The sequence below is a fragment of the Sphingobacterium sp. genome (assembly GCF_032065005.1).
Taxonomy (GTDB): domain Bacteria; phylum Bacteroidota; class Bacteroidia; order Sphingobacteriales; family Sphingobacteriaceae; genus Sphingobacterium.
Genome location: NZ_DAMBMM010000005.1, coordinates 261,689 through 274,175, shown reverse-complemented (window position 1 = coordinate 274,175; position 12,487 = coordinate 261,689). Strand labels below are relative to the sequence as shown.

At 36.3% G+C, this 12,487-nt stretch carries 13 protein-coding genes; 7 read left to right on the top strand and 6 right to left on the bottom strand.

Annotated elements, in window-relative coordinates; translation table 11 throughout:
- Window positions 1-9 precede the first annotated feature (9 nt).
- The 4 genes from RT138_RS10730 (at window position 10) to RT138_RS10715 (ending at window position 3,492) form a co-directional block, all read left to right on the top strand.
- Window positions 10-189, top strand: coding sequence for a hypothetical protein (locus tag RT138_RS10730; protein WP_313190670.1), 180 nt, complete (start codon window positions 10-12; stop codon window positions 187-189).
- Between the two features lie 30 nt (window positions 190-219).
- Complete coding sequence (locus RT138_RS10725; RefSeq protein WP_313190669.1) at window positions 220-1,260, top strand: DNA topoisomerase IB; 1,041 nt, start codon at window positions 220-222, stop codon at window positions 1,258-1,260.
- Between the two features lie 97 nt (window positions 1,261-1,357).
- A complete protein-coding gene (locus tag RT138_RS10720) occupies window positions 1,358-1,813 on the top strand; it encodes a PA2169 family four-helix-bundle protein (protein ID WP_313190668.1) in 456 nt (151 codons plus the stop codon).
- A 584-nt stretch (window positions 1,814-2,397) separates the two neighbouring features.
- A complete protein-coding gene (locus RT138_RS10715; protein ID WP_313190667.1) occupies window positions 2,398-3,492 on the top strand; it encodes an ATP-binding protein in 1,095 nt (364 codons plus the stop codon).
- On the opposite strand, the gene RT138_RS10710 is transcribed toward RT138_RS10715, so the two are convergent.
- A complete protein-coding gene (locus RT138_RS10710; protein WP_313190666.1) occupies window positions 3,489-4,178 on the bottom strand; it encodes a YetF domain-containing protein in 690 nt (229 codons plus the stop codon). The two genes, RT138_RS10715 and RT138_RS10710, sit on opposite strands and share 4 nt — an antisense overlap.
- 82 nt (window positions 4,179-4,260) lie before the next feature.
- Between RT138_RS10710 and RT138_RS10705 the strand changes: the two genes are divergently transcribed.
- Window positions 4,261-5,157, top strand: coding sequence for an SDR family oxidoreductase (locus tag RT138_RS10705; protein ID WP_313190665.1), 897 nt, complete (start codon window positions 4,261-4,263; stop codon window positions 5,155-5,157).
- On the opposite strand, the gene RT138_RS10700 is transcribed toward RT138_RS10705, so the two are convergent.
- Complete coding sequence (locus RT138_RS10700; protein ID WP_313190664.1) at window positions 5,150-5,653, bottom strand: nicotinamide-nucleotide amidohydrolase family protein; 504 nt, start codon at window positions 5,651-5,653, stop codon at window positions 5,150-5,152. The genes RT138_RS10705 and RT138_RS10700 overlap by 8 nt on opposite strands.
- A gap of 113 nt (window positions 5,654-5,766) precedes the next feature.
- Here RT138_RS10700 and RT138_RS10695 point away from each other — a divergent pair, with 113 nt between their 5' ends.
- Window positions 5,767-6,519 carry a Ku protein gene (locus tag RT138_RS10695; protein WP_313190663.1) on the top strand — a complete coding sequence of 251 codons (753 nt, stop codon included), beginning with the start codon at window positions 5,767-5,769 and terminating at the stop codon, window positions 6,517-6,519.
- Here the strand turns inward: RT138_RS10695 and ligD are convergent.
- The 3 genes from ligD to RT138_RS10680 are packed head-to-tail and all read right to left on the bottom strand — an operon-like array spanning window position 6,516 to window position 10,785.
- The gene (gene ligD, locus RT138_RS10690) at window positions 6,516-8,999 is read right to left on the bottom strand and encodes a DNA ligase D (RefSeq protein WP_313190662.1); all 2,484 of its coding nucleotides are present in this window, start codon (window positions 8,997-8,999) and stop codon (window positions 6,516-6,518) included. The two genes, RT138_RS10695 and ligD, sit on opposite strands and share 4 nt — an antisense overlap.
- A 44-nt stretch (window positions 9,000-9,043) precedes the next feature.
- A complete protein-coding gene (locus RT138_RS10685) occupies window positions 9,044-9,703 on the bottom strand; it encodes a response regulator transcription factor (RefSeq protein WP_313190661.1) in 660 nt (219 codons plus the stop codon).
- Window positions 9,704-9,705: 2 nt separating this feature from the next.
- On the bottom strand, window positions 9,706-10,785 hold the full coding sequence (locus RT138_RS10680; protein WP_313190660.1) for an ATP-binding protein: 1,080 nt from the start codon (window positions 10,783-10,785) through the stop codon (window positions 9,706-9,708).
- A 440-nt stretch (window positions 10,786-11,225) separates the two neighbouring features.
- On the opposite strand from RT138_RS10680, the gene RT138_RS10675 reads away from it, so the two are divergent.
- The gene (locus RT138_RS10675) at window positions 11,226-11,720 is read left to right on the top strand and encodes an RNA polymerase sigma factor (RefSeq protein WP_313190659.1); all 495 of its coding nucleotides are present in this window, start codon (window positions 11,226-11,228) and stop codon (window positions 11,718-11,720) included.
- A 110-nt stretch (window positions 11,721-11,830) separates the two neighbouring features.
- Here RT138_RS10675 and RT138_RS10670 read toward each other — a convergent pair whose 3' ends face one another.
- Window positions 11,831-12,049, bottom strand: a complete 219-nt coding sequence (locus tag RT138_RS10670) for a hypothetical protein (RefSeq protein WP_185211676.1) — start codon at window positions 12,047-12,049, stop codon at window positions 11,831-11,833.
- Window positions 12,050-12,487: the final 438 nt, after the last annotated feature.

The window sequence follows — 12,487 nt, the reverse complement described above, 5'->3', positions numbered from 1 at the left end:
GGAGGAAACATGAAAAAACAAGGAAATACAGCAGTAGATAAACATCCCCATAACAAAAACTCATTGGATTCCAGAAGTACTAACATTAAAGCCGATCCGTCAAAAGAAAGTACTAAGACAGATAGTAATTCACAAGCAGAAACAACAGAAAATTCTGGAAAACAATCTAATGAAAAAAGGGAGAAATGATTAATGTCCTCCGGAATCATTAATTAAAAAATGGAAAAATCCTTTACCCATAGTTCAATCAATACGATAAAAGGCCTTAAGTATGTTGACAGTAATATTACCGGCTTTTCAAGGATTAAAAAGGGTAAAGGGTTTTCCTTTGTTGACCAAAAACAAAAACCTATTTCCGACGATAAAACTCTTACTAGGATCTCATCCTTGGTCATACCTCCAAATTGGACGAAAGTTTGGATCTGTCCTTATAAAACAGGTCATTTACAGGCCACAGGTTACGATATAAAAGGCAGAAAACAATATATCTATCATCCCAAATGGAAAGCTCTGCGAAAGGAAGATAAATTTGCCATGCTCCTGCCCTTCGCTCGAGGCCTGGATAAATTAAAAAAACAGATCAGGAAAGATTTAAAACGAAAGGAGATTGACCTTCAAAAAGTTTCAGCTTTGGCCTTACAGATTATGGACCTGACCTCCATGCGAGTTGGCAATCAATTTTATGAGAAAGAGAACGGATCCTTTGGATTGACTACATTAAAAAATCGACATCTATCCATCGATAAAAATAGGATCGATTTTAAATACATCGGTAAAAAGGGGGTTCCTCAAGAAAAGAAAATAACCGCTAAAAACTTAGCCAGCCTATTGAAAAAAGTGAAAGCCATTCCAGGACAGCAGTTATTTCAATTTGAAGATAGTAACCAGAAAATCCAGCAATTAGATTCTGGACATTTAAATGCATATCTATATCATGTTTATCAGCAGCACATAACCTGCAAAACAATTAGGACTTGGAATGCCTGTTATTTATGCCTAGAACTGTTTTTAAACAGCGAATATTCAGTAGACCCAAAACTACGGTATAAACAGGCTCAAGAAAGCGTCAAAATGGTAGCCAAAGAATTGGGGAACAGTCAAGCCATTGCGCTGAAGCATTATATCCTGCCCGAATTGATCTATCAATATGAGGAAGGAAATTTAGGTAATTGGATTAGGAAAAATAAAAGTAGTTCAAAGGCGTCTAAGACTAAACGCATCAAAGATAAACTATTAAAAATTATTGCTTCCAATTCATAAGCAGTATTTACACTTCAATTTGAGTATAAATACCTGAATATGAAAAAGTTAAAACTATACAATCCGTTAAAGGGTTCAATATTTAAAATATATAGCCATGGAAAATAACGAAAAGAAAATAAATTTAGTAAATCGAGCAGTTGAAATAAACAATGACCGTATTAAGGGTTATAAGAAAGCAATAGAAATTGCTGGCGATGCGAATCTACGGGAGTTACAGGTTTTATTTCAGCAGTACATTGAGCAATCACGTCAATTTATCATTGAGTTAAGCACCTGCTTAGAGCAGTTTGGGCAAGAGCCGACAGAAGACAGCAATTTTACTGGTAAAATTTTCAGGATTTGGATGGATATCAAATCTGCCATTTCACCTTCCATTTCTCAGGCGATCTTGGAGAGTTGCGAGAAAGGCGAGGATGAATTCAAAGAAACCTATAAGGAGATTTTAAGTGATAGTCTAGATGACTATCAAGAATTGACAGGAATACTACAGCAACAACTTGCCACCCAATTAGAAGCGCATCAACATATCAAAGAGTTAAGAGATTTTTAATTAATAAGTACTCAAACACCCATTTCCATATTGACAGGCAGAAGAAAACTCAATTCTTTTGCCTGTATTGTTTTTCTACAAATAAATAGAAAATAAATACGGTTTTTACAGAGTAAAATACGGTTTTTTAGGGGTTTTGACGTTCAGAAATAATTAAAGTTGTATTTTAATTGAAAGGAAAAAACAATGGATTCGAGTTTACTAACTATTTTTTTGATCCTTATCTGTGTTTTAGTATTGGGATATGCCGTATATGGCATCCGAACAAAACGGCGAAACAAAAATTAATTTCAAAAAAACATACGTTTATAAAGCACTGATTTTTAATAGATTTCATGACACGCAGATTTATATGTTATTACTACAGTAATCGTTTATTTATAAAACCTTCATTTTCCTAAAACCCTCCTGCTCTCCGCTAGAGGGTTTTTCCTTGAGGAAATATTTTAAAAATAGGTTTAAAATCTATCCATCGTTTTACGGTTAACCGGAATTTTAGACAGAATCCCGCCTTCTATGATGCCTTGCGAGTAACCTAAAATTCAATAAATTTATTGTTTTGCAATCGTATTCGTAATAATTCTATGCTACCTGAAGATTACAAATTTTTAAACGGAATCCTTAATTATTCTCCATTAGCGACTGCTATATACGATAGTCCTGATTTACGTATTGCTTTTGTCAATGAGGCTATGTTAGAAATGTGGTGCGCCAAGCGGGATATTAGCGGTAGACTATTCAGTGAAGTTTTTCCTTCCTTCAAAGAAAGTGGATTTTCAGCAATATTGGAAAATGTATGGCATAGCGGAAAGAGTTATACCGCAACAGACAAAGAGGCTGAAATCATGAAGGATGGAATTCCAATCAAGCGTTTTTTTGATTTTGAATATAAGGCCTTAACGGATGAGAACAATAGGACCTATGCTATTTTACATACCTCTATCGATGTAACAGAGAAAAATGTTGCACTTAAAACCATTGAATCCCATGTTCAGCATTTAAATTATAACAATGAATTGGAATTGATTACCAACACCTTAGTGCATGATGCCAAGAATCCAATTTCCATTGCAAGGATTGCTATTGAAAACATCCGTAAGAAGCATTTGGTTCAAAACAATGATTTCAAGAACTGGTTATATGTGATTGAAGATGCCCTTAGCAGCTTGACACAGATCATCGACAAAACCTCTCTTTTAAGCGAGGCAAGAACATATAAAATCGGCAAAAAGGTAGTCCATATTTCGGAGAAGGTTAACCATTGGATCCATGAGGCCAAATTTATTCACCAGGTAACCGACCTGAAAATAGACTTAGGAGAATTACATCCCATTAATGCTGAGCCAAACTCCTTAAATCAGGTTTTTTCTAACCTTATAAATAATGCCATCAAATATTCCTCTCAAAAAGATCAACCTATGCTGAGTATTGATAGCGAAAGGGATGAAAATGGGATTTATTATTATATCAGGGATAATGGAATTGGAATACCAACAGTTGATATGGGCGAAATATTTTCCAATATGCATAGAGCCTCGAATGCAGGTAATTTCCAGGGTAACGGAATAGGTTTGTTCATCGTAAAGCGCATGATGGAAAAGCTGCAGGGAAAAATAGAAGTAAGCAGTGAAATCAATCAAGGAACCGAGGTCAAACTCTATTTCCCGATAATTGATTAAGGGGTCACGGTATTGATCGCTTTTGTCCAGCGTTTTTTTTGGCATACTGGGCAGGTTAAATTTTGTCCTACTACAGCCATCACCTTGCCACAGTACATACAGGCAAATGGTCCTTCTTCGGGCTTGAGCGGTTCAATCTCAATATAATCGTCTGGAAAAAGGGGAAGACCAAACTTAATATTTTCTTTACTAAAGCGGATAACACTCATGCTGCCATCTGTTTCTAAAACGGCTGTTCGGACTTGACCTAGATGTTCGATGGATTCATTCCTCAGCTCTGCGAAGAACTCCATTTTTGAGAAGCTGCTTATATTTTCTTCATTAACGGCAAATTCGCCGTCCCTTACCACGACAAAGGGATCACCTTCCATGATTTTGTTCACGAAACTGAACTTTGCTGTCAACCAGGTAATCCCTTTGTAAAGCAAAATTACAGTTAGGAAGACCAGGATAGCGTGTAATATCGGGAGGTCATCCTGGAACATAGGGTCACCTGCTGCAGAGCCTAAGCCCAAGATAATAGCCACTTCAAATAATGTCAATTGCCTCACCCCTCTTCTTCCTGAAATACGGAGGATGATCAAAATCAGCAGGAACATGATCAATGTCCTTAATACAATCTCGACCAATAATTCGGAACTTGCTCCATCAAATAAAATCTTGTATAAGCTATTTTCTTGCATCATGATGAATTGTTTTTTAGCAGAACGATTATCAGCTAGAATTGTTCTATTCACGGAACATAACAACAAAAAATCAGAAGAAGCTATGAAGAAGAAAGGACAAGAAACGAATAATCCAGAGACAAAATATCCTGCCCCTCCATTTAAGAAACAGCCTCAGTCCCCTCCTGGGGAAACGAAATTAATGGATCCTATACCCGACCATGGCGAGAACAGCTATGTTGGGCATGGATTAATGGAAGGGAAAGTTGTGATCATTACTGGTGGTGACTCGGGTATTGGCAAGGCAATCGCCATCGCCATGGCCAGAGAAGGCGCTGATATAGTGATTGCGTATAAGGATGAAATAGAGAACGAAGATGCCTATGATACTGCCGAATGGGTTAAGCAAGCTGGGTCGAAGGTCATTTTATTTAAGGCGGATCTAAGTGAAGAACTCAACTGTAAAAAACTCGTTGAGCAATGTATCACGGAATTCAAAAAAATAGATGTCCTTATTAACAATGCGGCCTATCAGATGACCTATAAGGATATTGAAGATATCACTGCGGAAGAATGGAACAAAACATTTGAAGTAAATTTAAGTGCGATGTTTTATTTGGTAAAATATGCAAAAAAGTACATTCCTGCTGGCGGAAGTATTATCAATACGACCTCGGTGAATGCTTATGACCCTAACCCAACCTTGTTGCCTTATGCGGCCAGTAAGGCAGCCATACAAAATTTCACTTCTAGTTTGGCGCAGAAATTCCTTGAAGAAAACACAGGCATTCGGGTAAATGCAGTTGCTCCAGGTCCTATTTGGACACCTTTGATTCCCAGTACGATTCCCGACCATGAAAAATTTGGAAGCAATACGCCTATGGGAAGACCTGGACAACCCGCAGAGATTGCTCCCATATATGTGTTCCTTGCTTCAGATGCGGCATCCTATATTTCAGGAGCTACCATCCCAGCAACCGGTGGAAGGGTTACTATTTAGCCGTTAGGTCAAACTCTAATTCCAATAAATCTAAACAGGCATTGAATGCACAAATAAATACATCGGCTGCATTGCCTTCTGAAAAATGATATTTTTTGGATATTATTTTACCCTTATTGGAGATAGATAGAAAGACGTCACCAGTCTCACACTGATTTTTGTGTGTCTGTTTGACATCATATGCTTTGCCCGTAATGGCAATGTGTATATCGGCAGGTATGGTTTCCATGATGCCCTTTAGCATGGCTTCAGTAACTTCCATGGATTCTGCAGAATAGGTTTCAAGAAGGTTTTTGGGGACTTTTAAGACATGGATTTTTACTTTTTCACTGAAACAGACCACTGATCCTTCAAGATAATCCCCAGCTTCGGTCTGCAAACTCCATATACTGGTAAAAAAGCCGGCAGGCATACTTTCTGCCAAGGATAATTTTAATTTGTTTGATCGGAAGTACTCTCCAATCCTATTTAATTTTTCTTCATTTATCATCATCATAAAACAATCAATAGTTCTTTTTATTCATCGAGAACAATCGAAGCTTAAAATCGTTCAGTCAGAAGCACTGAACTATATTTGTTAATAATTGTTTATTAAAATAAAAACATCGTATGAAAGCTATTTGGACAGGAGCCATTGGGTTTGGATTAGTAAATATCCCTATCAAGATTTTTTCAGCCACGCAAAGCAGCAGTCTTGATTTAGATATGTTAGACCGCAAAGATCACGCAAATATCAAATACAAAAGGGTGAATGAGGATACGGATAAGGAAGTAAGTTGGGACAATATCGTAAAGGGGTATTTATTGAAAGATAAATATGTGATCTTGGAAGATGCCGACTTTGAGGAAGCTATGCCCGAGAAAAACAAGATGATCAATTTGCAAACCTTCGTCAAGCTCCAAGAAATCGACAGCATTTATTTTGACACCCCCTACTACCTGGAACCTCAAAAATCAGGTGAAAAAGCTTATCAATTATTATTACAGGCTTTGGAAAAAAGCAAGATGGCAGGTTTAGGGACCTTTGTTATGCGAAGTGTAGAAAATTTAGCAATCATTAAACCATACAAAAACATCCTCCTACTCAACAAACTGCGTTTTGAGGAAGAAATTAGGGATACGGAAGAATTAAAAACACCTTCCAGTAAAATCTCTAAACAGGAGATGGATATGGCACTTCAGCTCATCAAAATGAATAGTAAGGAGTTTGATATCTCCGCTTTCAAAAATGAATATTCCAAGGAATTAATGAAAATCATCAATCAAAAAAGCAAAGGAAAGCGCGCTACCATCCGAAAGATCAATGTGGAAAATACCAAAGCTACCGACCTATTGGAAAAATTAAAGGCCAGTCTGGCTTAAAATTTAGACAGGGCTTTTTTAATATCGACTTTACTACTATTGAGGTCTTTCCAAGGGTCCTCAATGCTGCTGGCCCGACCATAGACATTAAAAATATGGAAATCCTGAATGGAAAGGTCATAATTCACTTCTTCCCAAAGGACGGGCGTACTAACAGTAGCATTAGGCTTGGGACGGACGGAATAAGGAGCTACTATGGTCTGTCCTTCTTTATTCTGCAGATAATCCAGATAGATTAAGCCTTTTCTTTTTTTAGGATCCCGAACCAAGCTGGTCGTTTCAGGATGCATTTGATGGACTAATTCAGCAATAAATTGGACAAAATCCCTGACGACTTGATAGTCATATTTACCTGCAACATTCATAAAGATATGTAAGCCACTGGAACCTGAGGTCTTTATAAAGGCGGGAATATTGCCTTTGTCCAAAATTTCCTTGCTGCTTAAGGCGACATCGATGATATCTTCCCAATCTGCGCCATTAGGATCTAAATCTAGAACAGCATATTGCGGCTTTTCAGGTTTTTTATAGGTAGAAAGCCATGGATTTATTTCGATAGAACCGAGGTTTACGATATAGAGTAAGCTAGGTAGATCATTGCATACAAGATAGTCAATGGTCTTGGATGTACTTTCAGAAAACACTTCGGTTGTCTTGAGCCAAGCTGGAATTTTATCAGGGTCAACATCTTTTTGAAAGAAGCTCTGTTTATCGATTCCATTAGGGAACCTATTCATGGAAATAGGTTTATCCTTTAGGTATGGTAATATAAAGTCACCCATCTTTTCATAGTAATCTAACAGATCACCTTTGCTGATTTTTTCTGTCGGCCAATAGAGTTTATCTAGATTGGTCAATTTGAGCGTTTTTTTACCAAATTTTAGTTCTTTATCCATGATCTTATTTTCCTTTCTTGACTCTTCGTTTGCAGGTTCTTCCTTGGTAGTTTCTTCTGCGGACTTATCTTCTCGGATACCTTTGAACACCGGATGTCGCAGATGTTCGTCCATGGTCCATTCCGAAAAATAAACATCGCAAACCAATTGAGGCCTTAACCAGGTGACATCTTTCTCTTTGGCTATTTTTTCAGACTTTGGAAAGGGTTTGGTCTGTGTCTGTAAGGGTTTAAATAAAGCAGAAAGCGATTTTAACAGTTCCTCATTAAACCCCGTACCACAATTGCCAATATATTTGAATTGTCCTCCAGATTTAATCCCTAAAACTAATGCGCCAAAATAAGACCGAGAACCTTCAGGTTTAGTGAATCCACAGATAATGGCTTCTTGGGTATTTCGGATTTTTACCTTAAGCCATTTCCCACTCCTCAGGCCCATATCATAGGGGCTATCCTTAAGCTTAGCAATAATTCCTTCCCATTTTTGCTCCCTAGCATAGGCTAAGAGGTCTTGATGCTTTGGAATTATTTCCTCAACCAGTTTAATATGTTGGAATTTATGTTTGGAAAACAAAAGCCTTAGTATTTCTTTCCTTTCTGTTAAAGCATAGGATTTCAGGTCTACATCATCCAGATACAGGATATCAAATACATAATAATAGAGTTGAAAGTTATTTTGTATAGGTTCTCCAGACTGAAGGTATTGAAATTGGGATATTCCCTGTTTATTTTCAATCACGATCTCACCATCAAGGACGCATGCTCTGCTTAGGTTTTCGAGATCCTTGAGAATACTGGGGAATTTCTTGTTCAGGAGATTTCCATTTCTTGAGATTAATTTTTTAGTACTGTCCAAAGCATAATAGAGCGAACGAAAACCGTCAAATTTCTTCTCAAAGAGCCAATCTTGGGAATCAGGAATGGATTGGCTTAATTTAGCGAGCATGGGTTTCAGCTGTTTATCCTCGATGTTTTGGGACTTTTTTTTTACGGTTTCAGAATTAGCTTTTGTTGATTTTTTCTTAAAGTCTTTCCCTTCGGCCTTAATGGAATCACTGACCAACTTTTCCGCGTCAAAGGGATTATCCGAAGAGTATTCATCCTTATGTTTGATCAAAAGCCAATTGTCGGAATCAGCTCCATTCATTCTGACAAGAGCAAAATCACCTTTCAGGATTTTCCCTTTCAAGGTAAACTTGATGTTTCCATTTTTCCATTGCTTTAGGAAATCCTTGTCGGACTTCGCTTCCAAGGGGATAAAAGTTCCTTCATCAAAGATACTAACTGTACCGGCACCATAATTTCCTTTAGGTATATGGCCTTCAAAAGAGCCATAGCTTAATGGATGGTCTTCGACCTGCACAGCTAATCGTTTGTCCTTCGGATTTAGGGATGGTCCTTTTGGCACGGCCCAACTCTTTAGCGCGCCATCGATTTCTAGTCTGAAATCATAATGTAGCCTACTGGCATGGTGTCTCTGTACGACAAAATGCTGGCCAGTAGATTTGATTTTTTCCTTTTTAGCCTGAGGTTCTGCTGTCTGGGAGAAATCACGTTTTTTATTATATTGATCAAGGTTCGACATATCTTCAATGGAAGAACAAATCGAACCTTGATAAAGTTTAGAAATTATTGAATCAAGCCGTTCAAAACGGCATACTTAATCAGTGCGGGTGTATTCTTAGATTTTGTTTTATCAATTAAGTTTTGCCTATGTCCTTCAACGGTACGTTTAGACAAGAACAATTTTTTTGAGATTTCTAGGTTTGTTAGGCCTTCACCTAAGAGTTCCAACACTTCCAATTCCCTGGATGTCAAATCTAGTGCTACCGGATCAAATTCGAGGTCTTTGCTCCTGTTTTTCTCAATACCTGAATTGATAAATCCCATGGCTAGCTCTTCGCATAGGTACTTCCCGCCCTGAGCCACGTGATTGATACAAAAAATAAGTTCGTCCGAACCCACATTTTTAACCAAATAGCCCTTTGCACCATATTCAAAAGCCTTGAACATATGCTGTTCACAGTCCAGCATAGTCAATACTATGACCTTAATATGGGGGTGTTTTGCGGTAACTTCTTGGATAAGCTGTAAACCGTCAAGATTGTTCATCCCGAGATCCGTAATGACAACATCGACCTCCACATCTGAACTTAATGTTTGCAGGGCGTCCATGCCGTTACTGACATCTGCCACTACATTAAAATTTGTTTGGGAATTCAAAAGCAGCTTAATACCATTTCTAACCACTAAATGATCTTCAGCTAAAAGTATCTTAATATCGCCCATTTTTAAAATACGTTTAAAGTTATGTCCACTGCGGTTCCTTTTTTTAATTCCAAAATTTCTATTTCACCTTGATATAAATCAATTCTATTTTTAATACTTCTCAATCCAATTCCTTTTTTCATGCTATTTGCTAATTCCTCAGAAAAGCCCACACCATTGTCCTTTACCATAATTTGAATTTTGTTTTCATTCATTCCTACTTTTACAGCGACTTTATTTGCATTAGAATGTTTCAGGCAATTATTCAATAGTTCTTGGACGATTCTATAGATCACTAACTTAACTTCTTGCTCTACCTCCTCAACTTTCTTGGTAATGACAGTGGTAATTTTGAAATCCGACATATCAATTCGGTTAACCATAAACTGGATTGCAGCCTTGAGTCCAAAATCATGGAGGACGGCAGGTACCAAGTCGATTGAGATATTCCGTATTTGCGCAATAGCATCGTTCAACATCAGTTTAATGTTCTGCATTTCATTCTTATTACCGACATTATCCTTCTCCAGGTGCTGAAGGTTTAATTTTATGGCATATAGGGTTTGGGCGACACTATCATGTAATTGGGTTCCTATCCTAAATCTTTCCTGTTCTTGGGTATCAACAATGGCCTGAAACACTTCTTTTTTCAGTTCCACCCAATGATGGTGGGGATAAAATTTTTTATCAAAAAGGAGCATGCAATAATGCGGATCCTGGAACTGATTGATATATTTTTTAATAAAGGTTTCAATTTTTAGGAAGGAACTTCTGTTTTTCTTGAACCTCAGATTGACCAACAATGGTTTTCTGGACTCATCTCTATTTTCAAAAATCCCCTTTAATCTATATGCATCTTCTGAGTTCAAAAACTCAAAAATATCTCTAGATATTAACTCCTTTCCTTTTAGCCCAAATATGTAATCAAATCGCCCATTAACGCGTATAACATGAAAGTTTTTGTCTAAAACAAGTATAGCAAAGGGTCCTTCCTTAAAAAAGACATCAAAGCACAAAAAGTCACTTTTACAATCTTCTTGTAAGAGTGTATATCTTTTATTGTTAACTGAATTGTGAAATGAATCTTCTCTTGAAGTTAGCATGACTAATTAACCTTAACTTTTTGTACTTTAATTAGTTTACTTGTTTACATCAATTTATTTAGAACTACATCTTTCTAAATCAATTTTATTTTTCATCGGTAATACTTAGTTAACTTTTTAATTAAGCTATTAAAATTAACTAAAATTAATCGCTATCAACTTGGGGTCAGGATGAATTAAAAACAATTCAGTACTTTTTAACTGATTTCAGGTATTTGTCGCAATTTCGCCACAAATTTAAGTGTAACAAATGAATCCAAATCCTTTCAATAGTTCGTCTTGAATGGAAATTAACAGTTCGAAACCTTTCAATCCTATAAAAGCAAGAGATTAATACCTGAAATAAATTTTAATACCTGTTTTATCATAATGCACTCAACAGCGTAAAACATGCTCATAAACAATACGTTATAATGTTATATAACATATAACATTCAATCATGAAAAATCTAATTAATGATGTGATTGTGCAGAATTCACCAATTTTAAATCGGTTGGCAAATAACTTCACTACAGATCAAAACGAAAAGGAGGAGCTGGTTCAAGAAACTTTTATCCGCTCCTTGAAATCAATAGAAAAATTCATCAATCACCCTAAAATAGTTGCTTGGTTATACGTAATCATGAAAAACATCTATTTGAATAAATATAGACGCTTAAATTTATACAGAACTGCAGAAAAAGAACTCACCTATACTGGGGAAAATCGAAGTTCGAAAAACAATGCTGAATCTAGGTTTATTTTAGGTGATATCGAAAAGTCAATCAAGTCTTTATCAGCAGAAAATTATGAGATAATAAGTATGTACCTAGAAGGCTTTAAATACTATGAAATCGCGGAGACCATGGATATTAAGGAAGGAACAATAAAGACCAGGATACATACCATCCGGAGGATCTTAAGGAAAAAACTAAATGTTTATACCAATAACTAGGCAAAGCATATAACTAAGAAACACGATCAAGCAATCTAACACCTATAAACCAATCCAATAAAACGAAAAAAGTCAAGGGAATCCCTTGACTCAAACTCATAATGAAGATCCTATTCTTCATAAAGTTGTTCTGCATTTATCCCCAGTGCAGTAATGGATTTTAAAATGGAATAACTTACGATATTGATGCCCTTTACAGAAAGCAAATATCCATCCACATAAGGGGCAATCTGCCAATCGTTGATATTTGTTATTTCATTTAATGCGTCCTTGACACTGTTTAATTGATGCAGAGAAACCTTTCCAATTTCAAATTTTAGACTTTCCATGATATACCTCCTATACTAAGTGTTTTTCGAAAAATGTTAATTAAATTGTTGATAAATGGGGAGTAATGGATAAATAAATATCCATCAACAAACTATCTATCAACAAGTTACATAATTTTAGAAAAAATTACAATAGTAGCAGGTGAAAATGTAATAAGGTGGAAGATTTATGTAATAAAGTGCTGAAAATTGAAAATCAGACAATTTGCTTGTGATGAAATGTGGGTTTCCAATTCTGAACAATTAGTAAAGAATCTGTGCGGTTTTTCTCCCTAAGACCCTGTCATCCTTATTCGAAGGTTAACGAACCGAACGCCAACACAGATCATAACATTTTCATGATGAACTTTGCTCTGTTCCGAGATCCTTATTAAGATATGTCAAAATAATATTCTTTCTATTTATCCTTTTATTTTTATTCTAGATTTTTCGTACATT